22 protein-coding genes and 1 riboswitch are annotated in these 24,154 nt (G+C 67.1%); of the genes, 8 read left to right on the forward strand and 14 right to left on the reverse strand.

The window, feature by feature from the left end; translation table 11 throughout:
• Nucleotides 1-86: 86 nt before the first annotated feature.
• The 3 genes from thiG to thiO form a co-directional block, all read right to left on the reverse strand.
• Nucleotides 87-845 carry a thiazole synthase gene (gene thiG, locus BST13_RS17470; protein WP_083165291.1) on the reverse strand — a complete coding sequence of 253 codons (759 nt, stop codon included), beginning with the start codon at nucleotides 843-845 and terminating at the stop codon, nucleotides 87-89.
• Nucleotides 838-1,038, reverse strand: coding sequence for a sulfur carrier protein ThiS (gene thiS, locus BST13_RS17475; protein WP_083165292.1), 201 nt, complete (start codon nucleotides 1,036-1,038; stop codon nucleotides 838-840). The genes thiG and thiS overlap by 8 nt, the downstream gene beginning before the upstream one ends.
• A complete protein-coding gene (thiO, locus tag BST13_RS17480; protein WP_083165293.1) occupies nucleotides 1,035-2,039 on the reverse strand; it encodes a glycine oxidase ThiO in 1,005 nt (334 codons plus the stop codon). Before thiO ends, thiS begins: the two co-directional genes overlap by 4 nt.
• Nucleotides 2,032-2,145: riboswitch (TPP riboswitch) on the reverse strand. It overlaps the preceding gene by 8 nt.
• Nucleotides 2,146-2,180: 35 nt before the next feature.
• On the opposite strand from thiO, the gene thiE reads away from it, so the two are divergent.
• Nucleotides 2,181-2,852: a thiamine phosphate synthase gene (thiE, locus tag BST13_RS17485; protein WP_083165294.1), complete on the forward strand. Its 672-nt coding sequence runs from the start codon at nucleotides 2,181-2,183 to the stop codon at nucleotides 2,850-2,852.
• On the opposite strand, the gene BST13_RS17490 is transcribed toward thiE, so the two are convergent.
• On the reverse strand, nucleotides 2,836-3,342 hold the full coding sequence (locus tag BST13_RS17490; RefSeq protein ID WP_083165295.1) for an NUDIX hydrolase: 507 nt from the start codon (nucleotides 3,340-3,342) through the stop codon (nucleotides 2,836-2,838). The two genes, thiE and BST13_RS17490, sit on opposite strands and share 17 nt — an antisense overlap.
• A 127-nt stretch (nucleotides 3,343-3,469) precedes the next feature.
• Here BST13_RS17490 and glnX point away from each other — a divergent pair, with 127 nt between their 5' ends.
• From glnX to BST13_RS17505, 3 genes are read left to right on the forward strand one after another with little or no spacing between them, the layout of a single operon-like run.
• On the forward strand, nucleotides 3,470-4,789 hold the full coding sequence (glnX, locus tag BST13_RS17495; RefSeq protein WP_083165296.1) for a protein kinase G-activating protein GlnX: 1,320 nt from the start codon (nucleotides 3,470-3,472) through the stop codon (nucleotides 4,787-4,789).
• Nucleotides 4,790-4,793: 4 nt separating this feature from the next.
• Nucleotides 4,794-5,753, forward strand: a complete 960-nt coding sequence (locus BST13_RS17500; protein ID WP_083165297.1) for a glutamate ABC transporter substrate-binding protein — start codon at nucleotides 4,794-4,796, stop codon at nucleotides 5,751-5,753.
• Nucleotides 5,753-8,023 carry a serine/threonine-protein kinase PknG gene (locus tag BST13_RS17505; RefSeq protein ID WP_083165298.1) on the forward strand — a complete coding sequence of 757 codons (2,271 nt, stop codon included), beginning with the start codon at nucleotides 5,753-5,755 and terminating at the stop codon, nucleotides 8,021-8,023. The genes BST13_RS17500 and BST13_RS17505 overlap by 1 nt, the downstream gene beginning before the upstream one ends.
• A gap of 195 nt (nucleotides 8,024-8,218) precedes the next feature.
• Here the strand turns inward: BST13_RS17505 and BST13_RS17510 are convergent, their stop codons facing one another.
• The 4 genes from BST13_RS17510 to BST13_RS17525 are packed head-to-tail and all read right to left on the reverse strand — an operon-like array spanning nucleotide 8,219 to nucleotide 14,418.
• Nucleotides 8,219-9,424, reverse strand: a complete 1,206-nt coding sequence (locus tag BST13_RS17510; RefSeq protein ID WP_083165299.1) for an acetate kinase — start codon at nucleotides 9,422-9,424, stop codon at nucleotides 8,219-8,221.
• Nucleotides 9,421-11,535 carry a phosphate acetyltransferase gene (pta, locus tag BST13_RS17515; protein WP_083165300.1) on the reverse strand — a complete coding sequence of 705 codons (2,115 nt, stop codon included), beginning with the start codon at nucleotides 11,533-11,535 and terminating at the stop codon, nucleotides 9,421-9,423. The genes BST13_RS17510 and pta overlap by 4 nt, the downstream gene beginning before the upstream one ends.
• Before the next feature lie 19 nt (nucleotides 11,536-11,554).
• The gene (locus BST13_RS17520; protein WP_083165301.1) at nucleotides 11,555-12,841 is read right to left on the reverse strand and encodes an aspartate aminotransferase family protein; all 1,287 of its coding nucleotides are present in this window, start codon (nucleotides 12,839-12,841) and stop codon (nucleotides 11,555-11,557) included.
• Nucleotides 12,842-12,864: 23 nt separating this feature from the next.
• On the reverse strand, nucleotides 12,865-14,418 hold the full coding sequence (locus BST13_RS17525) for an APC family permease (RefSeq protein ID WP_083165302.1): 1,554 nt from the start codon (nucleotides 14,416-14,418) through the stop codon (nucleotides 12,865-12,867).
• Between the two features lie 223 nt (nucleotides 14,419-14,641).
• Here BST13_RS17525 and BST13_RS17530 point away from each other — a divergent pair, with 223 nt between their 5' ends.
• Nucleotides 14,642-15,406: a GntR family transcriptional regulator gene (locus BST13_RS17530; RefSeq protein WP_083165303.1), complete on the forward strand. Its 765-nt coding sequence runs from the start codon at nucleotides 14,642-14,644 to the stop codon at nucleotides 15,404-15,406.
• Nucleotides 15,407-15,428: 22 nt separating this feature from the next.
• On the opposite strand, the gene fgd is transcribed toward BST13_RS17530, so the two are convergent.
• Complete coding sequence (fgd, locus tag BST13_RS17535; protein WP_083165304.1) at nucleotides 15,429-16,439, reverse strand: glucose-6-phosphate dehydrogenase (coenzyme-F420); 1,011 nt, start codon at nucleotides 16,437-16,439, stop codon at nucleotides 15,429-15,431.
• 34 nt (nucleotides 16,440-16,473) lie between these two features.
• On the opposite strand from fgd, the gene BST13_RS17540 reads away from it, so the two are divergent.
• Nucleotides 16,474-17,214, forward strand: coding sequence for an MBL fold metallo-hydrolase (locus BST13_RS17540; protein WP_083165305.1), 741 nt, complete (start codon nucleotides 16,474-16,476; stop codon nucleotides 17,212-17,214).
• Between the two features lie 10 nt (nucleotides 17,215-17,224).
• On the opposite strand, the gene BST13_RS17545 is transcribed toward BST13_RS17540, so the two are convergent.
• Genes BST13_RS17545 through BST13_RS17555 form a run of 3 tightly spaced genes read right to left on the reverse strand, consistent with a single transcriptional unit; the run spans nucleotide 17,225 to nucleotide 19,130 of the window.
• Nucleotides 17,225-17,524, reverse strand: a complete 300-nt coding sequence (locus tag BST13_RS17545; RefSeq protein WP_245839702.1) for a hypothetical protein — start codon at nucleotides 17,522-17,524, stop codon at nucleotides 17,225-17,227.
• Between the two features lie 11 nt (nucleotides 17,525-17,535).
• Nucleotides 17,536-18,633, reverse strand: coding sequence for an LLM class flavin-dependent oxidoreductase (locus tag BST13_RS17550; protein ID WP_083165307.1), 1,098 nt, complete (start codon nucleotides 18,631-18,633; stop codon nucleotides 17,536-17,538).
• Nucleotides 18,630-19,130, reverse strand: coding sequence for a GNAT family N-acetyltransferase (locus BST13_RS17555; protein WP_083165308.1), 501 nt, complete (start codon nucleotides 19,128-19,130; stop codon nucleotides 18,630-18,632). Before BST13_RS17555 ends, BST13_RS17550 begins: the two co-directional genes overlap by 4 nt.
• A gap of 255 nt (nucleotides 19,131-19,385) precedes the next feature.
• On the opposite strand from BST13_RS17555, the gene BST13_RS17560 reads away from it, so the two are divergent.
• A complete protein-coding gene (locus tag BST13_RS17560; protein WP_083165309.1) occupies nucleotides 19,386-20,750 on the forward strand; it encodes a DUF445 domain-containing protein in 1,365 nt (454 codons plus the stop codon).
• Between the two features lie 4 nt (nucleotides 20,751-20,754).
• Here the strand turns inward: BST13_RS17560 and BST13_RS17565 are convergent, their stop codons facing one another.
• Nucleotides 20,755-21,813: an Abi-alpha family protein gene (locus tag BST13_RS17565; protein ID WP_083165310.1), complete on the reverse strand. Its 1,059-nt coding sequence runs from the start codon at nucleotides 21,811-21,813 to the stop codon at nucleotides 20,755-20,757.
• Between the two features lie 91 nt (nucleotides 21,814-21,904).
• Nucleotides 21,905-23,143, reverse strand: a complete 1,239-nt coding sequence (locus BST13_RS17570) for a PucR family transcriptional regulator (protein WP_245839704.1) — start codon at nucleotides 23,141-23,143, stop codon at nucleotides 21,905-21,907.
• A gap of 131 nt (nucleotides 23,144-23,274) precedes the next feature.
• On the opposite strand from BST13_RS17570, the gene BST13_RS17575 reads away from it, so the two are divergent.
• Nucleotides 23,275-24,126 (forward strand): SDR family oxidoreductase, encoded by an 852-nt coding sequence (locus tag BST13_RS17575; protein WP_083165312.1) that lies wholly within the window; start codon nucleotides 23,275-23,277, stop codon nucleotides 24,124-24,126.
• Nucleotides 24,127-24,154 lie beyond the last annotated feature (28 nt).

The following is a 24,154-nucleotide window of genomic DNA, read 5'->3' on the forward strand; positions in this document are numbered from 1 at the left end:
GGACCGAGACCGGGACGCGAAAGCCGGGGCGGGCGCGGGGACCGGGGTGCGTGAAAACTGGGCGAAAGAGCGCGCCCCCCAGCCGACTACAGCGACGGACTCGACGCCTGAGCCCAGAACCGCTTGGGGATACGGCCTGCCTGCCGGGCGAGATACCCGGCGGTGACGGCCGCTGACATGGCCGCGGCCATGGTCGGTGGATCGGATGCCCGGGTGACGGCGGTGGCCAACAGCACTGCGTCGCAACCCAATTCCATCGCCAGGGCGGCATCGGACGCGGTACCGATACCGGCGTCCAGGATCACCGGGACACCGGCCTGCGCGACGATCATCTCGATGCTGTGCGGGTTGGAGATACCCAGCCCGGTGCCGATCGGCGAGCCCAGAGGCATCACCGCGGCGCACCCGGTGTCCTCCAACCGCCGAGCCAGCACCGGATCGTCGTTGGTGTACGGCAGCACGGTGAACCCGTCGTCGACCAATTGTTCTGCGGCCTTGACCAATTCGATGGCATCGGGCAGCAGAGTGCGCTCGTCGGCGATGACCTCGAGCTTGACCAGGTCGGTGCCGAGCGCCTCGCGGGCCAGCTGGGCGGTCAGCACCGCCTCGGCCGCACCGCGACAGCCCGCGGTGTTCGGCAGCGCAGCGATACCCAGCCGGTTGAGCAGATCCAGCACGCCCGTCCCGCCCGACGCGTCGACCCGGCGCATCGCGACCGTCGTCAGCTCAGTGCCCGAGGCGACCAGCGCTTCTTCCAGCACAGCGAGATTGGGTGCCCCGCCGGTGCCCATGATGAGCCGCGAACCGAACTCCCGGCCGCCGATCTTCAGTACCGAATCAGCCACCTTGCACCGCCGTCACAACCTCGATCCGGGCACCGTCGGCCAGTGTGCGATCCCATTCCGAGCGCGGTATCACCGACCAGTCCAACGCCACTGCGATGCCCTTGTCCGGAAAGCCCCGGGTTTCCAGCAACCCGGCGACGGTGGTCTGTTCGGCCACCTCGACGGTTTCGTCGTTGACAGTGATGGTGATCATTTCGCTCCCACACTCACCTCGAGCTCGGCCGCGATCCGCTCAGCGGTCCACGGCGCCAACAAAAATCCGTTGCGGCCGTGCCCGGCCGCCACCAACGTGCGGTCATCGAGGCGTTCGATGACCGGCAGTCCATCGGGTGTCATCGGCCGCAGCCCGGCCGCGATCTCGGCCAGCTCGTACTCGCCGAGGGCAGGCATCACCGCACACGCGTCGTCGAGCAGGTCACGTACCCCGGTGACCACCGGCGCGGTGTCGCGGCCGTGCTCGTACTGGGTGGCGCCGACGACGACACCGTCGGCACGCGGCACCAGGTAGACCGGACGGCCGTGCACGCGGGCCCGGACCACGCGGGTCGGCACCGGCATGCAGCCCTTGCGCCACCGCAGCCGCAGTACCTCGCCCTTGACCGGGCGCACCGGAAGGCCGGGCCACAGCTTGGGGGCGTCGATGCCGTTGGCGATGACACGCTGCTCGGCATCGACCTCGTCGAGCGAATCCACCGCGGGTGCCCACCGCACACCCAACTGCCGGCAGTGTGCGGTCAAGCCCTCGACGACCGCACGGTTGTCCACCGCAAGTTCGGTGGTCGCCAGGAAGCCGTGCCGGATGCCCTGAGCCAGCAACGGTTCCACGTCGCGGGCGGCGGTCGTCGGCTCGACCGGATGCCCCTGCGCGGCCAGCCAGTCGGCGACGGTCCGCAAATCGGCGACGTCGGCCCGGTCGACGGCGACCACGAGCGACTCGCGTGCGGTGACAACCTCCGGTGGCAACCCGTCGAGGAAGTCCGTGTGCCACAGCCGCAGCGATTCCAGACCGATCTGCAGCAGCCGCTCTTCACCGGGCCAGCCCTCGCTGTGCGGAGCGATCATGCCGCCGGCCACCCAGGAGGCGCCGCGCTCGACGGAGGCGTGCAGCGTCACCGCCCAGCCTGCCAGTGCCGCCCGCCGGGCGACGGACAGCCCGATGACGCCGCCGCCGATGACGGATAGTGGTGGGGCCATTTCATCTCCTCCCTTCGCCGGCATGACCCGGATCAGGTGTGACGGTAAGGGCTGGTACGTACGCCCACTCTCAGCCCCCGGTCCCGGGACTCCCGTGTTGCCTGTTCACCATACTCGGAGCGCAGGCACTACCGTCGCGGTGTGCAACAACCTGCCGACCGACTCGCCCAATCCGCGCTGTACCTGTGCACCGATGCCCGCCGTGAGCGCGGTGACCTGGCCGAATTCGCCGACGCCGCACTGGCGGGCGGGGTGGATCTGATCCAGCTGCGCGACAAGGGCTCCGCGGGCGAACGACAGTTCGGGCCGTTGGAGGCACGCCAGGAACTCGAGGCACTCGAGGTGCTCGCCGATGCCGCCCGCAGGCACGGCGCCCTGCTGGCCGTCAACGACCGCGCCGACATCGCGCTCGCGGCGGGGGCCGACGTGCTGCATCTGGGTCAGGACGATCTGCCGCTGCCGATCGCCCGCGGCATCATCGGGACACGTCCGGTGATCGGCCGCTCGACTCACGACGCCGACCAGGTGGCCGCAGCCATCGCAGAGCCCGTCGACTACTTCTGCGTCGGCCCGTGCTGGCCCACACCCACCAAGCCGGGACGCTCGGCACCCGGACTCGAACTGGTGCGGGCCACCGCCGCGCTCAACCCCGACAAGCCGTGGTTCGCGATCGGCGGTATCGACGCCCAGCGGCTGCCCGAGGTGCTGGCCGCCGGCGCCCGCCGCGTCGTCGTGGTCCGCGCCATCACCGCGGCCGAGGACCCACGGGCCGCCGCCGAAGAACTGAAGTCAGCTCTTACTGAGAATCGATGACCAGCAGCGGGATGGTGGCCGTGACCTCCCGCAGCCGCTGCCAGCTGGCCGCGAAACCGGGGTGCAGCGGCAGCTCGGCCACCTGATCCTCGGCCACCCAGCGCAGCTCGGAACTCTCGCGGTTGGGGATGGTGTCCAACGGTTCCGGCGCGTCGGCGATCACGGTGGTGTACGTCCACTGGGTGCCACCCGAGCCGACCACCTCGGCGGTGACGACCGTGGTCCGGACGGTCAGCTGCGTGCCGGACAGCCCGGCCTCCTCGTTCGCTTCGCGCACGGCGGCCTGCTCGGCGGTCTCGTGGCTGTCGCGGGCTCCGCCTGGCAGCGCCCACGTTCCACCTTGATGACTCCATGGGGCCCTGTGCTGCAACAACACCGCGGCCGACCCGTCGGGCCAAGGCGCTCGCAGCAGTAAGCCGGCCGCGCCGTGCCGACCCCAGAACCGGGCACCGCTGTCGGACACCACCCATCCGTCACCGTCGCCACGCACTCGTACAGGATAGGGAACATGCCCGGTTTAGGGGGTTCCTGATTCTGGGCGAGCCATCCCGCGAACTCTTAGACTTCTTTTATAGAGTTGGGACAGCCGTACGACAGCCGGAAAGGTCCGCGCGCAGGTGACTGTGGAGTTGGCACATCCGTCGACCGAGCCGCTCGCGTCCCGGTCGCCGACGACTCCTGCCCATCCGCGCTGGTGGTTTCTGTGGACGACGCCGGGGCGCATCCTGACCATCGGCCTCGTGCTGTCGGCGCTCGTGGTCGTCAGTGCCTTCGCGACGTCCACCACCATCAACCATCGCCAGCAGGCGCTGACCACCGTGCTGGACCACACCGAACCGCTGTCGTTCGCCGCCGGGCAGCTGTACACCACGCTGTCGGTGGCCGACGCCGCCGCGGCCACCGCGTTCATCTCGGGTGCCGAGCCGCGTGACGTCCGGCAGCGCTACGAACAGGCGATCACCGAAGCGTCCGTCGCGGTCACCCGGGCCTCGAGCGGCCTCACCGACGAACCGCTGGTCCAGCTGCTGGGCCGCATCAACGCCCGGCTCGCCGTGTACACCGGACTGGTGGAAACCGCGCGTACCAACAACCGGGCAGGCAACCCGGTCGGGTCGTCGTATCTGTCGGAGGCCTCGTCGCTGATGCAGACGCTGATCCTGCCGGACGCGCAGCGACTCTACGAGCAGACCTCGGCCCGCGTCGACGCCGAGACCACAGCCTCCACCCGGATCCCGGCACCGGTGGTGCTGGCGGTGTTGGCGACGTTGATGTTCGGGGCGTTCGCCAACCGCTGGCTCGCGCGGCGGACCCGACGCCGGGTCAACATCGGCTTCGTCGCGGGCGGGCTGGCCGTTCTGATCATGCTGATCTGGGTGATGACGGCGCTGGTCATCTCCACGTCGGACAGTCGCAGTGCCAAGGTCACGGCCGCCGATTCCCTCAAGACCGTGACCAATCTGGCCATCACCGCCCAGCAGGCCCGGGCCGACGAGACCCTGGCATTGATCCGCCGGGGCGACGAGAACCTGCGCAAGCAGTCCTACTACCAACGCATCGACATGATGCAGGAGCAACTGGCGGCCTACCTGGCTCGTGACAACGGTATGGACAAAACCGATCTGGCCGACGCCGATCAGTTGCTGACCCGGTGGCGTGCGGCCGACGACCGGATCAACGCCTACATCGCCGTCGGCAATTACCAGGCCGCGACCCAGGTGGCGCTGGGCACCAGCGAGGACGATTCGACCCCGGCGTTCGACAAGCTCGACGACGCGCTGTCCAAAGGCATCCAACAAAGCCGCAACCAGTTGCGCAACGACATCGTCAATGCGCGCCGCGTGCTCTCGGGCGCGACGGTCGGCGCCGCGGTGTTGAGCGTGGCCGCCGCGGTGGCGGTGGCGCTGGGGTTGTGGCCGCGACTCAGTGAGTACCGGTAGAGCGATGAGAAAAGTTCTGGTTCTGCTCGCGACGGTGTTGGCGGTGGCCGGCTGCGCCCAGACCGCGCCCGCCCTGACCGTCCCGGCGCTCACGCTGTCCCCGCCGACGCCGGCCGGCATGCAGGAGCTGACGCCGCAACCGGTGCAGGTGCCGTCGGCCGAGTCCGACGATTGCGACCGCACGGCCAGCTTGCGCCCGTTCAGCGACAAGGCCGAGGCCGACGCCGCGGTCGCCGAGATCCGCAACCGGGGCCGGCTCATCGTCGGACTGGACATCGGCAGCAACCTGTTCTCGTTCCGCGACCCGATCACCGGCGAGATCACCGGATTCGACGTCGACATCGCCGGCGAGGTGTCCCGCGACATCTTCGGTACGCCGGCACAGGTCGAGTACCGGATCCTGTCCTCGGCCGACCGGATCACGGCTCTGCAGAACAAGAAGGTCGACATCGTCGTCAAGACCATGACCATCACCTGTGAGCGTCGCAAGCAGGTGAACTTCTCGACGGTCTACCTGATGGCCAATCAGCGAATCCTGGCTCCGCGCGACTCGACCATCTCGCAGGCCTCCGACTTGTCCGGCAAGCGGGTGTGCGTGGTCGACGGCACCACGTCGCTCAAACGCATCCAGGAGATCAGCCCGGCGCCCATCATCGTCTCGGTGGTGACGTGGGCCGACTGCCTGGTGGCGCTGCAACAGCGGCAGGCCGACGCGGTCAGCACCGACGACTCGATCCTCGCCGGCCTGGTGGCGCAGGACCCGTATCTGCACATCGTCGGACCGAGCATGAACCAGGAGCCGTATGGCATCGGGGTGAACCTCGACAACACCGGACTGGTGCGGTTCGTCAACGGCACGCTGGAACGCATCCGGCGGGACGGCACGTGGAACACGTTGTACCGCAAATGGTTGACGGTGCTCGGTCCGGCGCCATCCCCTCCCGTCGCGAGGTACATCGACTGATGACACAGCCACCCGAAATCCCAGAGGAACCCGACGAGGGCCCCGGCACACAGCCGGCGAGCTTCGAAGACCTCGACATGGATTCGCGGTCGACGGCCCGTCCGATGGCCACGCAAGCGGTGTTCCGGCCGGAGTTCGACGATGACGAAGAACAGAGCCAGTCTGCCCTGTTCGGGGACACCGAGGCACACGACCACGGCACGATGATGACCCGCGTCCTCTCGCCGGTCCGCCGGCTGGGTGGCGGGCTGGTGGAAATTCCGCGGGTGCCCGAGCGGGATCCGTTGACGGCCTTGATGATCAACCCGGTGGTGGCCGAATCGAAGCGGTTCTGCTGGAACTGCGGCAAACCGGTCGGCCGGTCGTCGCCCGATGGGCAGGCTCTGTCGGAGGGCTGGTGCCCGAACTGCGGCAGCTCGTACTCGTTCTTGCCGCAGCTGTCCCCCGGCGAGATCGTCGCCGACCAGTACGAGATCAAAGGTTGCATCGCCCACGGCGGGCTGGGCTGGGTGTACCTGGCGTTCGACCACAACGTCAACGAGCGGCCGGTCGTGCTCAAAGGCCTGGTCCATTCAGGCGACGCCGAGGCACAGGCCATCGCGATGGCCGAACGTCAGTTCCTGGCAGAGGTGACCCATCCGGGGATCGTCAAGATCTACAACTTCGTCGAACACGACGACAAGCACGGCAATCCGGTCGGCTACATCGTCATGGAGTACGTCGGCGGAACATCGCTCAAGCAGGCCAAGGGCACCAAGCTGCCGGTCGCCGAGGCCATCGGCTACATGATGGAGATCTTGCCTGCGCTCGGCTACCTGCACTCGATCGGGCTGGCCTACAACGACCTCAAACCCGAGAACATCATGATCACCGAGGAACAGCTCAAGCTGATCGACCTCGGTGCGGTGTCGCGACTCAACTCCTACGGATACCTGTACGGCACACCGGGTTACCAGGCGCCCGAGATCGTGCGGACCGGCCCGACCGTGGCCACCGACATCTACACCGTCGGCCGGACGCTGGCCGCCCTGACGCTGAACCTGCGCACCCGCAAGGGGCGCTACGTCGACGGGCTGCCGTCCGACGACCCGGTGCTCACCAAGTACGACTCGTTCGGGCGGCTGCTGCGCCGGGCCATCGACCCCGACCCTCGGCGGCGATTCGCCACCGCCGAGGAGATGTCGTCCCAGCTGCTCGGTGTGCTGCGCGAGGTGGTGGCCGCCGACAGCGGGGTGCCGCGTCCCGGCCTGTCGACGGTGTTCAGCCCGTCGCGGTCGACGTTCGGCGTGGATCTGCTTGTCGCACATACCGACGTCTACGTCGACGGCCAGGTGCACTCGGAAAAGCTGACGGCCCAGGAGATCGTCCGCGCTCTGCCGGTGCCGTTGGTGGACCGTACCGACGTCGGGGCGCCCATGCTGGTCGCCAGCGTGCTGAGCCAGCCCGTGCACACCCTCGATCAGCTGCGCGCGGCGCGGCACGGGGCGCTCGACGCCGAGGGCATCGACCTGTCCGAATCGGTCGAGCTGCCGCTCATGGAGGCCCGCGCGTTGCTCGACCTGGGTGACGTGGCGAAGGCCACCCGTAAGCTCGACGATCTGTCCACCCGGGTGGGCTGGAACTGGCGGTTGATCTGGTTCCGCGCGGTCGCCGAGATGCTCTCCGCCGACTATGACTCGGCCACAAAGCATTTCACCGAAGTACTGGACACCCTGCCCGGTGAGTTGGCACCGAAGCTGGCCCTGGCCGCGACCGCAGAGCTGGCAGGCACCGCCGACGAGCTGACGTTCTACAAGACCGTCTGGGGCACCGACAACGGCGTCATCTCCGCGGGATTCGGATTGGCCAGGGCTCAGTCCGTCAGCGGAGACCGCGACGGCGCGGTGCGTACGCTCGACGAAGTTCCGCCTACCTCACGGCATTTCACCGCTGCGCGGCTGACGAGCGCGGTCACGCTGCTGTCCGGACGGACGGCCAATGAGATCACCGAGCAGAACATCCGCGACGCCGCGCGGCGTGTGGAGGCACTGCCCGACACCGAGCCGCGCGTGCTGCAGATCCGCGCACTGGTGTTGGGCACCGCGATGGACTGGCTGGCCGACAACACGGCCAGCAGCAACCACATCCTGGGGTTCCCGTTCACCGAGCACGGCCTCAAGCTCGGTGTCGAGGCCTCACTGCGGGCGCTGGCCCGCGTGGCCCCTACCCAGTCGCATCGGTATGCCCTGGTGGACCTGGCCAACAGTGTGCGGCCCATGAGCACGTTCTGACCGCACGCGATGGTGTCGGTGCGGGTGTAGATGTCGGTCCATGTCCCGGTGCCCACGCGAGTGCCGGTACCGATGCCGGCCACAGGATGCACCTGGGATTCCTCTAACGCAGTCACATCTGCCACACCAGTCCCCGTTTCGGAAGCGGCCGGGACAGCTGTGACTGATGTGACTCGGGTAGAGAACCGTCGATGCCTAGGCGGTTCGGACCAGCTGCACACAGGCGCGTGCGATGGCCAGCTCCTCGTCGGTCGGAATCACCAGCACCGTGACCGGGGACGATTCGGCGGAGATGCGCCGGGCCTGCCGCGACGGGGCCTCGTTGAGTTCGGGGTCCAGCTCGATACCCAGCGCGGCCAATCCGCTCAGGGCATCGCGGCGCACAGCGGCGTCGTTCTCCCCCACCCCCGCCGTGAAGCTGATGATGTCGGTCGTCCCGAGTACCGCAAGGTAGGCGCCGATATACTTGCGCAACCGGTGTATGTAGACGTCGTAGGCCAATTGTGCTGCTGTATCGCCGTTTTCGATCAACTGGTGCAGTTTGCGGAAGTCGTTTTCGCCGCCGAGGCCCAACAGCCCGGATCGGCGGTTGAGCATGGTGTCGATGTCCTCGATGGTCATGTCCGCCGTGCGGCACAGGTAGCCGACGATGCCGGGATCGATGTCGCCGCTGCGGGTGCCCATCACCAGCCCCTCCAGCGGGGTGAGCCCCATCGAGGTGTCGACCGCGCGGCCGCAGGCGACGGCCGACGCCGACGCGCCGTTACCCAGATGCAGCACGATCTGATTCACCGAATCATAGGGACGCCCAACGAAATCCGCCGCTTGCCTGCTGACGTACTCGTGCGAGGTGCCGTGGAACCCGTAGCGCCGGATGTGCCATTTTTGCGCGACGTCGTGGTCGATGGCGTAGGTGGCCGCGGCGGCAGGCAGATCGTGGAAGAACGCGGTGTCGAACACCGCGATGTGCGGGACGCCGGGCAGGATGCGCCGGGACACATCGATACCGATCATCGCGGGCGGATTGTGCAGCGGCGCAAGCGGAGCCAGCTCTTCGAGCTTGGACATCATCGCGTCGTCGATCACGGCCGGCCGGTAGAACGTCTTGCCGCCATGCACCACGCGGTGACCGACCGCAACGAGGTCGAGGTCGTCGAGATGCAGGCCTGCCTCGGCGGACAGTTCGAAGGCCAGCCGCAGCGCCGCGTCGTGATCGGCGACCCGGCCCTCCCGGCGCAGCGTGCGCTCGCCGACCTTCAATGTGGCGGTCGACGAGTCCTCGCCGATGCGCTCCACCATGCCGCTCGCGAGCTGCTGCGCCGAATCAGGCTGAATGAGCTGAAATTTCACCGATGAGGAGCCTGAGTTGATCACCAGCACGGTGTCGATTCCCCGCGTCATGACACCCCTTGCGCCTGGATCGCCGTGATCGCGACCGTGTTGACGATGTCCTCGACCAACGCACCGCGCGACAGATCGTTGACGGGCTTGTTGAGGCCCTGCAGCACCGGGCCGATCGCGATGGCACCCGCCGACCGCTGCACGGCCTTGTAGGTGTTGTTGCCGGTGTTGAGATCCGGGAAGATCAGTACCGTGGCCCGACCGGCCACCGGGGAATCCGGCATCTTGGTGATCGCGACCGATGGCTCCACGGCGGCGTCGTACTGGATGGGACCCTCGACCAGCAGATCCGGTTCTCGTTGGCGCACCAATTCCGTTGCTGCCCTGACCTTGTCGACGTCGACGCCGGTTCCCGAAGTGCCCGTCGAGTAGGACAGCATCGCCACCCGCGGCTCGATGCCGAACTGCGCGGCGGTCCGTGCCGAGGAGATCGCGATGTCGGCCAGCTGCTCGGAGGTGGGATCCGGCACGATCGCGCAGTCACCGTAGGCCAGCACCTTGTCGGCCAGGCACATCAGGAAGATGCTCGACACCGTCGAGATACCGGGTGCGGTGCGGATGATCTCGAACGCCGGCCGCACGGTGTGCGCGGTGGTGTGGGCCGCACCGGACACCATGCCGTCGACCATGTTGTTGTGCACCAGCATGGTGCCGAAATACGACACGTCGTGGATGATCTCGCGGGCCTGCTCGACCGTGATGCCCTTCTTGCGGCGCAGTTCGGCATACTGCTCGGCGAACTGGTCGCACAGCTCGCTGGTGCGCGGATCGAGGACGATGGCCGCATCGATGTTCACACCGAGTTCCGCTGCGCGGGAACGGACCTGGTTTTCCTCACCGAGAATGGTCAGATCGGCCACGCTGCGCCGCAACAGCCGGCCCGCGGCCTTGAGAATGCGGTCGTCGGTGCCCTCGGGCAGCACGATGCGTCTGCGGTCGGAGCGGGCCCGGTCGAGCAGCTGATAGGTGAACATCTGCGGCGTGGTCACCGCGGGGATCGGGATGCTCAGTTGCGCCAGCAGATCGTTGACGTCGACGTACTTGTCCATCAGCGCCAGCGCGGTATCGATCTTGCGCTGCGACTTCGCCGTCACGCGGCCGCGGGCACCGGCGACCCGGCTCGCGGTCTCGAACGTGCCGTACTTGGTGGCCACGATGGGCAACCGCAGCCCGAGCCCCTCGACCAGAGCCGCGATCGAGGGATGCAGGTCGAGCCCGCCGTTGAGGATTATGCACGATAGCGACGGAAAGCCTTCCGCGGCATGGGCGCTCACCACGGCCAGTACCACATCGGACCGGTCACCCGGCGTCACCACCGCGACACCCTCGGTCAGCCGCTCCAACACGTGCTCGGCGGTCATCCCCGCCACGAGCACGCCCATCGCCTCACGGGACAGCAGCGCAGGGTCCCCGGCGATCACCGTGCCGTCGACTGCCACTTGCAGTTCGGCCACCGACGGCGCGACCAACAGCGGCTCCTCAGGCAACACGTAGGCCGGCGGGCCCAGCGGTTTGAGGGCATCGGCCACCGCCGTCAGTTGCGCCGGATCGCACCGGTTGGCGACCACGGCCGCGGCGTGCGCGTGCTGGTGGTTCAGTTCAGCCAGGCACACCTCGACGACGTGCGCGACCTCATCAGGCGTGCGATCGGCGGCCTTGACCGCGAGCACGACGGGCGCGCCCAGGTTCACCGCGATGCGCGCGTTCATGCTGAGCTCGCTCGGGGTGGCGACGTCGGTGTAGTCGCTGCCGACGATCAGGACCGCGTCGCACCGATCGGCCACGCGGTGGAACCGGTCGACGATCTCGGCGATCGCGGCGTCGGGATCCTCGTGCACCTGCTGGTAGCCGACCCCGACGCAGTCCTCGTACGGCAGACCGGCCGTGGCACCGGCCAATAGCAGCTCGAGAATGTAGTCGCGGTCCTCGGATCCATTTCCCGGGTCGCTTCGTTCGTGCCCTCCGACGAGACGCGTGATGGGCCGGAACACGCCGACCCGGGGCACGGTCGCCGCAAGCCGGTGCAGGATCCCCAGCGCAATGGTCGACTTACCGGTATCCCCCTCGGGCGAGGCTACGTAGATCGCGGTCGCGATGTTCCCATCCGGCACCGCTCCAGCATTCCCTAGATCACGACAGTTCCGCCAGCGCGCCTGCGAACTCCGTGCAGAACCAGTCCACGTCGGACATGGTGAACACCAGCGGCGGGCGCACCTTGAGCACATTGCCGTCGCTGCCGCACACCGAGATCAGCACGCGCCGGTCCCGCATCGCGTTGACGAGGTCGTGGGCGCCGGTACGGTCCGGGGTATTTCTTGTGCTCCTCGCATCAGCGGCACCCTCGGGAGTGACGACCTCGACGCCCACATAGAGCCCGCATCCGCGGACCTCACCGATGCGTGGATGGTCAGCGCCGATGCGGGCGATCTCGTCTCGCAGCGCGGTACCGACCCGGGCTGCGTTGTCGATCAGGTTCTCGTCCTCGATCACGTCGAGCACGGCGCCCGCGGCGGCCATGGACACCGGATTTCCGCCGAACGTGTTGAAGTACGGCACGCCCCGGGCAAAGGTCTCCAACACGTGACTGCGCGCCGCCATCGCGGCGACCGGCAGCCCGTTGGCCATCGGCTTGCCCATGGTGACCAGATCGGGCACCACGCCGTGGCGGGCGAAGCCCCACATGCCCTCACCCGTGCGGCCGAACCCGGGCTGCACCTCGTCGGCGATGAAGACACCGCCTGCCGCGCGCACCGCCTCCACCGCCGGGGCCAGCACAGTCGGATCCGGGAAGATGCCATCGGAGGCGAAGATCGTGTCGACGATCAGGCAGCTCACGCCGTGGCCGGAGTTCTGCAGATCTTCGATCGCGGCCGCGACGTCGAGGGGCTGAGCCGATACCGTGCGCACGTGCGGCCCGACGACGGTGGCTCCGCCCAGCGATGGCGAAATCGCCGTGACGGCTTCCGTATTGCCGTGATACGCGTCGTTGGTGACGATGATTCCCCGGGCCCCGGTGTACATCTGGGCCACCCGCAAGGCCAGATCGTTGGCCTCCGAGCCGGTGCAGGCGTACATCACCTGGTCGACGTCTGCCGGCATGGTGGCGAGCAGGCGGCGCGAGTAGTCGACGATGCCTTCGTGCAGATAACGGGTGTGGGTGTTCAGCGTCTGCATCTGGCGCGTCACCGCATCGACCACGTGCGGGTGACAATGCCCGACACTGACGACGTTGTTGTAGGCATCCAGATATCGGGCCCCGCCGGCGTCGAACAGGTGGCTGCCCTGACCACGAACCAGATGTACCGGCCGTTCATAGAACAGCCGGTACGCCGGTCCCAGCATCCGGGTACGGTCCGCGATCAGGGATTCCGTCTCCGGATCGGTCGCCAGACCGCCGGAGTAGCTGTTGGAATCCATGATGTTGGAGAAACCCTGCGCGTTCAGCGTTCGTGCGCCTCCTCGAGCACCGTCCGACCTAGATCGGAATACCGTTGCGGGTCCTGGTATTTCAAGAACAGGGCCAGCACGACACCGCCGATACCAACGATGCCTACAACATACGGGATCGCGGCGAATATCCAATCCGACGCGGCCGTACCCGCGGCGAACGACGCATTCTTGGCCAGCAGGTAGATGACGTAGAGCATGCCGGCCCCGCCGAGCAGTGGGGCCAGGAACGTGGTGAACCAGTTCGCGGTCTCCGGATGCTGCTTCTGCACGTGGAAGTAGGCGATGACCGAGAACGCCGCCAGCGCCTGCACGATCATGATCGCCGTGGTGCCGAGCAGCGCCATCAGGCCGTACAACCCGGTGTAGGGATCACGCCCCGTCATGTCGAAGAACAAAACAACGGCGGTTGCGAAACCGGTCTGGACGAATCCGGCGATGTGCGGGGAGCCGTGCGCCGGGTGGGTCGCACCGATGGTCTTGCGCATACCCGGGACGACGTTCTCCCGTCCGAGGGCATACAGGTAGCGGGCGGCGCAGTTGTGGAAGGCCATGCCACACGCGAACGATCCGGTCATCAGCAGGATCTTGAACAAGTCGACCGCCCATTGGCCGAGATGCTGGTGCACCGGGTTGAAGAAGATGTTGCCCGCGGTGGCCGAATCCTGTGCCAGCGCAACGGCATTGTCCGGCCCGGTGCCGACGATCGCCAGCCACGACACCAGCACATAGAACACCCCGATACCGATCACCGAGCTGATCACTGCGATGGGGATGATCTTCTTGGGGTTTCGCGACTCCTCGCCGTACATGGCGCTGCTCTCGAAGCCGACCCACGACCAGAACGCGAAGAACAGGCCGACACCCGCGGAGCCGGCGACGGCGATCATGTTGCCGTCGGCACCGGCCACCGACCCCGACAGGCTGTGAAAACCGTTGAGCGGGTTGAGCGAACCCAATGACCACCCCTGCGGACCACCACCGGTGAACACCACCGACAGCGCCATCAACGCCAGCATCACGATCTCGGTGATCAGGAACACCCCGAGCACCTTGGCAGCCAGGTTGATGTCGAAGTAGGTGAGCACGGCATTGACCGCCAGCATCACGAGAGCGAACACGATCCACGGCACGTCGATACCGAAGAAGGATTTGAACAGGTCGTTGCCGAAGAACGAGAAGATGCCTATCAGTGACGCCTCGAACACCATGTACGCCAAGGCCGTCAAGAATCCCGCACCCAACCCGACAATGCGCCCCAGACCGTGCGAGATGTACCCGTAGAAAGCGCCGGTGGCGGTGATGTGCTTGCTCATCGCGGCGTAGCCGATCGCGAACAGGGTCAGCACGATGGTCGCGACGAAGTAGCCGGCGGGTGCGTAGGCACCGTTGCCGAAGCCGACCGATATCGGCACGTTGCCGACCATGGCGGTGATGGGCGCGGCGGTGGCCACCGCCATGAACAGCACGCCGACCAGTCCCACAGCATTTGGTTTGAGGCGCTGGATATCAGCACCAACCGGTGCCGGATCGATGATCTCGCTCATTACAGGGTCCCGCCATTTGGTCTGTTTTCCTTGGCGTCGCAGACAACGCTGTGGTGCGACGCAGCACATTGTTATCGCCGCCCAATACTGCAGTCAACTCGAAATTCGTTGTGGCCCAAGTAGTTTGTTTCCGTCATGTTTCGAACCTGGGAATCGTGAAACGGGGAGGTTACACCGCCTTTTTTGGTCTGCTGTGCCGAGTTGTTTGGTACACACTCGGGGCATGCCTGCGACATCCGGCGGTCCTGTCGCCGAGGACGTACGTCGACGCATCCTGTCCATGCTGGCCCAGGGCACGCTGCGGCCGGGCTCCCGGCTGGGGACCGAACGGGAGATGGCCGACAACTTTTCGGTGTCTCGGTCGACGCTGCGCAGCGCGCTGTTGCCGTTGAGCCAGGCCGGTGTGTTGGAGCGGCGCACGGGCCGCGGTGGCGGCACCTTCGTGCGCGCGGACGTGGTGGAACGCAATGCCGGTGAACTCGTCGGGCTCCCGGCCCGGTTACGCAGCGGCGGCCACACCAGCGCCACGCGGGTGTTGGCGACCGACCGTAGGCCGGCCACACCCGTCGAAGCCCGGGCCCTCGAAATCGCGGAGGGCGCACACATATTCACGATCAGGCGGCTGCGTTTCGCCGACGGTGTGCCGCTTTCGGTGGACCTGGCGTGCTTCGTCACCGCGCACATGGAGGATCTGCTGGAACAGCCGCTCGGCGGTTCACTCTACGAATTGCTGCGGGTGCGCTACGGGCTGACTCCGGCCACCACGACGGAAACCATCGAGGTGGTCAGCGCCAGCCCGCGGGAAGCAGAATGGCTCGACATCGCGCACCGCAAGCCGCTGTTGGCCATCACCCGGATCACCCGCGACGCCGGCGACCGGCCGTTCGAGTACGCCTACGACCTGTTCCGAGCCGACCGGGTCCGGCTCACCTCACACCGCGAGCGTGCACGTCTGCTGGTCGACACACCGATGATCGCCGGCATTTAGCGCACGCGCGCGGTGCAAAAGCTCAGCCGAGCTTGCGCAGGCGGGGTTCGAGATCGGTCTTGAACAACTCGAGGAAGCGACGCTGATCCGGGCGCGGGTCATGGAACACCAGGTGATTCAGACCCCAGTCGACGTAGTCCTTGACCTTCGCGACGGCCTCATCGGGATCCGAGGCCACGATCCAACGCTTGGCGACCTGCTCGATGGGCAGCGCGTCGGCAGCCTTCTCCATCTCGATCGGGTCGTCGATGGAGTGCTTCTGCTCGGCCGTCAGCGACAGCGGTGCCCAGAACCGGGTGTTCTCCAGCGCGAGCTTGGGGTCGGGATCGTAGGAGATCTTGATCTCGATCATCCGGTCGATGTCCTCGGCGTTGCGCCCGGCGGCCTGCGCGCCCTCCTTGACCGCGGGGATGAGCTTGTCCTTGTACAGCTCTTCACCCTTGCCGGAGGTGCAGATGAACCCGTCGCCGGCGCGGCCCGCGTACTTGGCCACCACCGGACCGCCGGCAGCGATGTAAACCGGCACGCCGCCTTCGGGCACGTCGTAGATCGAGGCGCCCTTGAGCCGGTAGTACTCGCCGTCGAAATCGACGCGGTCACCCACCCACAGTTCGCGCATGAGCTTGACCGATTCCCGCAGCCGCGCGAAGCGCTCCTTGAACTCGGGCCACTCGCCGGTGTAGCCGGTGGCGATCTCGTTGAGCGCCTCACCCGTGCCCACGCCCAGGAAGACGCGATCCGGGTAGAGGCACGCCATCGTCGCGAACGCCTGAGCGATCACCGCGGGGTTGTACCGGAACGTCGGCGTCAGCACCGACGTGCCCAGCACCAAGCGCTCGGTGCGCTCGCCCACGGCCGTCATCCAGGCCAGCGAGAACGGCGCATGCCCACCTTCGTGACGCCACGGCTGGAAATGGTCGCTGACCGTCGCACTGTCCATTCCCGACGATTCGGCCAGCACCGCGAGCTCGACCAGTTCCCGGGGCGCGAATTGCTCTGCAGAAGCCTTATAACCAAGTTTGAGTTCAGCCACGCTTTGTTTCTACTCCAGTCCATAGACTCGCGGCATGGCAGCAGTCCTGAACGCGATCACCGAACACGTGCACATCGCACAAACGGACCTGGTCAACTGGGCTGTCGTGACCGACGGCGACGGCGTGATGCTGATCGACGCCGGATACCCCGGCCAGCGCGACGACGTAGTGGATTCGGTACGGCAGCTCGGCTTCGGCGTCGACGACGTCGCCGCGATCCTGCTGACCCACGCTCACATCGACCACCTGGGGTCGGCCATCTGGTTCGCGAAAACCCATGGGATACCGGTGTTCTGCCACGCCGACGAGGTCGGCCACACCAAACGTGAGTACCTGGAGCAGGCCTCCCCGGCAGACGTCGTCAAGCACATCTGGCAGCCACGCTGGCTCAAATGGACCGCGACGCTCATCGCCAACGGCGGGCTGGACCACTCGGGCATACCCACCGCAGCGGCGCTGACGCCCGACGTCGCCTCAGGGCTGCCCGGCGCGCCGGTGGCGGTCCCCACGCCGGGCCATACCGGCGGGCACTGCTCGTACATCGTCGACGGGGTCCTGGTCGGTGGTGACGCTCTGGTGACCGGACATCCGTTGATACCGCGGCCGGGGCCGCAGCTGCTGCCCGCGCTGTTCAACCACGACGAGGCCGGCTGCCTGCGCAGCCTGGAAGCGTTGGCGCGGCTCGACACCGATGTGCTGCTGCCGGGACACGGCCCGGTGTGGCGCGGCCCCATCTCCGAGGCAGCGCAGGAGGCCATCGTCCGGCACGGCTAGGCGACGGAAGTCAGTGGATCACCTTGTAGCCGAGCAGGAAGAACCCGGTGAGGCACAATCCGCAGGCCAGCACGATGGCGGGCATCAGGATGATCTGGTCGAGTTCGTCGGGATCGAGCTCCTCGTCGTCGTACACCGGGCCGAACAGCACCCGGGCCATCCTGGTCTGACGGAACTTGTGCATGCGGCGGCGCATCCCGGACGAGTCGGTGCGCCGACCGATGAAGATCCGCAGGCCTATGCCAAGCGCGAACACCGCCGCTGCCCCCGCGAGCAGCAGCGTCCCCACCAGCACCTGCGAACTCGGCACAACTCCCGAGCTTATAACCCCCAGCGCTCGGCGATCAGCCGATGCGACCGCAGGCGGTCCTCGTGCCGGTGGGTCACCGACGTGATCACCAGCTCATCGGCACCGCTCAGCCGCTGCAGCGCCGCCAACCTGTCTGCCACCTGATCGGGATCGCCGACGAATTGTGTTGCGGTGCGGTCGCGTACCAACTCCTGCTGCTCCGCGGTGAGCGGAGCGGCGGCATCGGGATCGGGATAGGGCGCCGCGCCACCGCCGGCTCGGATCGAATAGACCCAGTGCCCATACGTCGACGCGAGATGGCGCGCGGTCGCCTCGTCGTCTGCGACCACCACATCGGCCGACACCACGACGTACGGTTCGGCCAGGCGGTCCGACGGCGTGAATCCGTTGCGGTACACCTCGATCGCCTCGAGTGCGGTGGCCGGGGTGATGTGGTAGCTGGCAACGAACGGCAGCCCTCTGGCCGCCGCGACCCGCGCGCTCTGGCCCTTGCTGCTGCCGAAGACCCATGGCGTCAACCCCGTACCGGCACCCGGAACCGCGGTCCCGACGGCATACCTGCCGTCCACCAGCGCCAGGATGTCGTCGACCTGATCGGCGAAATCCGGCGCCACTGCCTCGGGCTGCTGAAGCGCCGCCGCCTGCGCCTGCAATCGCGGATTACGCAGCAGCGCAACGATATCGAACGGCGCCGGGATCACCACCCCGTCGGTCTCGTGCCACTCCCTAGGGGTTCGCGGCGCGCCGGGCGCGGCCTTGACGGCCTCGGCCCGCTTCTGCCCAGACCGGCCCACCCCGAGATCGATACGCCCGGGATGAAACGCGGCCAATGTGCCGAAGCTCTCCGCCACCGCGACCGCGGTGGTGTGGCCGAGTTGCACTGCCGCGGTACCGACGCGGATCTTCTCGGTGGCGGCCGCGATCTGCCCGACCAACACAGCGGGTGACGAGCTGGCCACCGCCACGAAGTGATGCTCGGCCACCCAGTACCGCTTGTAGCCCCACTGTTCGGCGTGGCGGGCCAGGTCGACGGTGTTCTGCAGGGCAGTGGCGGCGTCGCTGCCCGCAGCGATCGGTGCAAGGTCGAGGACAGAGAGCGGAATGGTCACGTCAGTGCCTTCTCGAACGCGATCGGAAACACGGTCCCGTCCCCTTCGGCCTGCATCTCGAGTTGCATCCGCCGGTAGCCCGACGAGTGATACAGCGCCTCGGCCTCGGGCTGACGGTGCCCGGTGGTCAGAAAGATGCGCCGATAACCGCGGGTGGCGATCTCGGCTTCGAGCTCGGTGAGCAACCTGCTCGCATACCCGCGTTGGCGGTGCCCGCTGGCAGTCCAGATGCGCTTGAGCTCCGCGGTATCGGCGTCGAACCGTTGGAACGCGCCACCGGTGACCGGTTCGCCGTCGAGCAGCCCGATCAGCAGACCGCCATCGGGTGGCGCGAAGTCAGCAGCGGGGTGGCCTCGCAACCACTCCATCACGCGTTCGGCGGTGCCGCCGTAGCGGCCCGAGTATTCGACGGCCAGCTCGGCCAGCAGCGGCTGGGCCAGCGGGTCGTCTTGTCCCACGGCCTGGAAGCGCAACCGCTCCAACGTTGATCCGGGCATCACTTCAATGTCTAACGTGTGCGCCCGGTCCGCATTCCGACTGGGGATATTTGATCGCGATGATTGAAACTTCATCGAGGTCCGCGGCGTACGGCGGGATTGGCGCTGGCGTTATTTTTCTGACGGCTCCGGATTGTGGGCACGCACAACAACTCCCGTGGATTGCGACAACGCCACGCGCAACTCCGGATGGGGCGGTGGGCCGCGTCGCTAGTTTCAACTGGCATCGACCCGAAGACGAGGGATGGGCCCGATATGACCACTGTCGGTCTGGCGACGACGTCTTTCATCGACTGGGAGGGGCTCACCGGCCAGTCGAAGTTTGTCATCGACATGGTCAGCATTCCCATCTTCAGCGCGATCGCCGGCTTGATCACCAACTGGACCGGCGTCCTCATGTTGTTCGCGCCCACGCAGTTCACCGGGTTTTACGTGCCCGGTCTCAAGACGCTCTTCCCACTGCTCCCCCGCAAGGTGCAGATTCTGCCCATCTTCGCGCCGAACGGCATTCTCGGATTCCAGGGCTTCATCCCGTGCCGGGCGGAGAAGATGGCTAGCCTGATCGTCGACATGTCGATCGCCCGCATCGGCGGCATCGCCGACTTCTATCAGCAGCTCGAGCCGGACAAGATGGCCGAGCAGATGGCCCGCGAAGCCCGGCCACACATCCGCCGCATCGCCGGTGATGTCATCAACAGCAATCACCGGTGGCTGTGGGACGCATTGCCCGCACCCGCGCAGGACAGTGTGATCGCCACGATCGACGCCCGGGTTCCGGCGATATCGCAGCGGGCCTTCGCCCGCGTCGGCGATCACATCGACGATCTGCTCAACGTCAAGCTCATGACGGTCAACCATCTGCGCCGCAATCCGGCTGTGCTGAGCGACATCTTCAAGGGTATGGGCGCCCCGGAATTGCGCTTCATGGTCAAGATCGGGGCGCTCGGATTCCTCTTCGGGATCCCACTCGCGTTGTATCTCAACTGGGTTCACGAAGCCCACCCGCCGATTCTCAGCGCCATCCCGTCGTGGTTGGTGGTGCTCGCCGGTGCGGCCATCATCGGCGTGGTGGTCAATATTCTGGCCATCAAGATCGTGTTCGAGCCGGGTGACCCGCAGCCCCGCTACAAGTACCTCTGGAAGCAGGGCATCTTCCCGAAGCGCCAGTACGAGGCCGCTGCGCAGGTGGCGACCATGATGTCCGAGAAGGTGCTCACCGTAACGAATTTCACCCGCGAGCTGCTGTTCGGCGCGAGCGGCGACAAGACCGCGTCCTACCTCGCCGAAGTGGTGGCCGAGGAAGTGGACCAGATCTTCACCCCGCTGGCGGTGAGCGTCGGGCGGACGTTGCGCGTGGTGGACTGGGACGATCTGGAACGCAAGGTGAGCCAGGAGATCGTCGACCTGGCTCCCGAGGTCTTCTACTCCGAGGAATTCAACGACGAGAAGGCCAAGAAGATCGCGGACTTCGCCACCACGAAGTTCCGTGAATTACCTCCCGCGGAGTTCAGCGAAATGCTCTATGCGGCCATCGAACAGGACGCGTGGCTGCTCTACGTGCACGGCGGCCTGCTCGGCGTTCTGGTGGGCGCGGTCCACCTGTTGCTGTTCGGCTGGTGACGCGTCAATCCTTGTGGCGCAACGCCGGCGGGCCTTTGCCGATGATCTTGTCCTGCCGGCCGTCGGTGTCCCAGCCGCCCGCGTGATAACCCTCGGTGTCGAAACAGACCTCGATGAACTGCTCCCCGAACGGCGTCAGCCGCAGGCTGCGGTAGATGGTCACGGCTTTCGGCACACTCTCGATGGCATGCACCGCGGCCGGCTGCACCTCCAGAAGCGCGTAGCGGCGATAGTCGTCGACGGGTTCCCGGGAGAAGTTCAGCAGCCCGAGCCGGTGCAGGTTGGCGAAGTAGTGGTGATCGCGGTCGGGCCAGTGACAGCCCGCCATCTGGGCGACCATCGTGATGCCGCTGGCCAGCAGCACCGAACCGATCTGGAACAGCGTCTTGGTCCGCACATCGATGACGGGCTGGGTGCCTGCGACGGCCATGAACCGCAGGATGCGTGCCTCGTCGGGCAGGAGTTCGTCGATGATGCGCAGGAACGACGGATGCATGTCGCGCCGCTGGCAGTCCGGCTGGTACGAGATGCGGATCAGCGCGCTACCGCGTTTGCGCAGCGCCGCAGCCGATTCCGCCGACCCCTGGGTGCCGAGCACGCGGCCGAGCGCTTCGGTGACACCCGTCAGCGGCGCTGCCGCAAGCTGCCCGGCGCCCAGCACGGGCCCCATCGCCACGTTGGCAACCGTGTCCATGGCGTCGGTGACCGGGTTGTTCGGGAGCCCCATGACATTGCCGAGAATGCCAAGCGCACCAAGGGGTTTTACGGACGCGTCAACGTCGTCGCTCGCAGCTTTGCCGGAATGCTCGCCCTCGTCGCGCGGAGCCGGTTCGCCGCGCAGCGCACGTGCTACGTCGGTCAGCGCGTTGGTCACCACACCGAGCGCATCGTCGGACCGGTCGACACTGTGCCTGCCGTCCGCACTGTGCCTGCCCCCGGATGCCCGAGGATCGACATTCTTCGTTGCGCCCAAGGCGATCTCGCCCAGCGCGTTGATGAGGCCCAGTGGCTGACCATCGGTCGGCTCCGGCCGCTTGTCCTTCTTCTTTCCCTTATGCGCCATGGGATTTCCGATCAGGTGGCAGATGTCCGACCTCCACCCTAGGACACCGGGGCGAAAGCGTCTGGTGAACCACCATTTTCGGGAACACCGGCTAGCCCGTCGGCCGCCGGGGCAACGTTCCTCCGCGTCGGGCGTCGTCGTGTTGACCCAGCGCGTAGGTCGCCGTCACGAGCTCGGCGAGGGCACGCGGTTCACTCAGTGACCGACCGGTGAGCTCGGCGATGCGATGCAACCGGTATCTCACAGTGTTGGGATGGCAGTGCAGTGCCCGCGCCGTCCGCTCGGTCGACCCGCCCTCGTCGAAGAACGCCCGCAACGTCTCCAACAGGCCCTGCCGGTCTTCGGCAGGCAGATCGAGCACCGCACCCAGCACGTCCTGCGCCATCCGGCGGCCCTCGTCCGGGTCGCGCGCGACAAGCCCCGCCAAAGGGCTGGGACTGAATTCACGAAGGGCCGCCTCCCCCGGCGGGATCTCCGCCAGAGCGGTGCGGGCGAGGTGCAACGCCCGCGGCGTGTCGGCGAGCGATCGGTACACCGGGCTGAGCCCGGCCCGCGTGGCGCCGGCCTGCCGGAGCACCCGCAGCATCAATGCGTACTGGTCGTCGCGCAGTGAGATGACACCGGCGTAGAGCGACGAGTTCACGTGCCAGGCCGAGATCATGCCGTGCTCGGCGAGCTGCTTCTCGACGGCGGCGCGACCGTCCTGCGGCGGGCCCGCCGTCTCGACGACGACCACGACGAGGCTGCCGTCCAGCGACAGCCCGAGCATCTTGCCCACCTCCCACGGGCCGGAGTTGAGCACGATCTGCCCGCTGAACAGCGCGTCGACCAGGGCCGCGCGGCGTCGTTCCTGGGCTGCCACGAGCTCGGCGGTCGAGTCGCGGTACGCGTCGGTGAGTGCCTGGGCCTGCGCGTCGCACAGATGCCACAACAGGGTCGCGACCTCGGCGAACGCGCCGAGCGAACGTAGGTCGACGGTGCCACGGACCCGGCAGGCCATGTGGTCCCACAGCATCGTGTTGGCGATCCGGAAGGCGTGGAGCACCTCGGGCAGCGGGGCGCGCTGGCGCCCCCGCGCCCGCCCGGTCTCCCCGGCGACGCTGAGGTGTGCGGAGCCGGCGGGCTCGACGAGCGCGTCGAGCAGGCCACCGAGGTTGTGCGCGATGGATTGCCGCAGCTCGTCGACCGAGACCACGTCGCCGTGCCGGTAGAAGTCGACTTGCTCGCGAATGGCCGGGTAGGCCTCGTCGACCAGCTGCGGAAGGTCCTCTCGAGCCCGCGCGACCAGGTCGTGAACAGCAGAACCGCTCATCGGGCGCATCGGGGTCATTGCATGAAAGGTAATGCCCGGGCCGCTCGGAGACACTGGCCGCGGACGACAGGATCCGGCGTCGGCATCAGCCGCCGAGGACAAAACCGGCCCCTTCCCTCCAAAACTTGACACGTGTAAAGTTCGCCGCCATGGACAACATCAGGGGCAAGACCATCGCGATCACCGGCGCCGCCCGCGGTATTGGTTATGCCACCGCCAAGGCCCTGCTGGCCCACGGAGCCCGGGTCGTGATCGGCGACCGGGATGTCGCACTGCAGGAATCCGCGGTCGTCGAGTTGACCAAACTGGGCCCGGTCTCGGGCTATCCGCTCGACGTCACCGACCGGGAATCCTTCGCCACCTTCCTCGACAAGGCCCGCACCGACGGCGGCGGTCACATCGACGTGCTCATCAACAATGCGGGCGTCATGCCCATCGGCCCGTTCCTGGAGCAGACCGAGCAGTCGATCCGGTCGTCCATCGAGGTCAACGTGTACGGCGTGCTCACCGGCTGCCAGCTGGCGCTGCCGGAGATGGTCAAGCGTCGCAGCGGCCACGTCATCAACATCGCGTCGCTGTCGGGGCTGATCCCGCTGCCCGGCCAGGTGGTGTACGTCGGCGCGAAGTACGCGGTCGTCGGACTGTCCACGGCATTGGCCGACGAAATGGCCCCGCACGGCGTCAACGTGTCGGTGGTGATGCCGCCGTTCACCAACACCGACCTCATCGCAGGCACCAAATCCAGTGGGCCCATCAAACCGGTCGAGCCCGAGGACATCGCCGCGGCGATCATCAAGACGCTCAACAAGCCCAAGACCCACGTGTCGGTGCCCCCACCTCTGCGGTTCACCGCCCAGGCCGCCCAGCTGCTGCCGCCGCGCGGGCGCCGCAGGCTCAACAAGGCGCTGGGCCTCGACACCGTATTCCTCGAGTACGACGCCGCCAAGCGCAAGAGCTATGAAGACCGCGCGCAGGCCGCTCAGGGTGTCATCGAGAGCTGATTTCTCCGCCGAACAGACAGTGAGGTCC

Origin of the sequence: Mycobacterium aquaticum (assembly GCF_002086485.1) — a bacterium.
In the GTDB taxonomy this organism is placed as follows: domain Bacteria; phylum Actinomycetota; class Actinomycetes; order Mycobacteriales; family Mycobacteriaceae; genus Mycobacterium; species Mycobacterium aquaticum.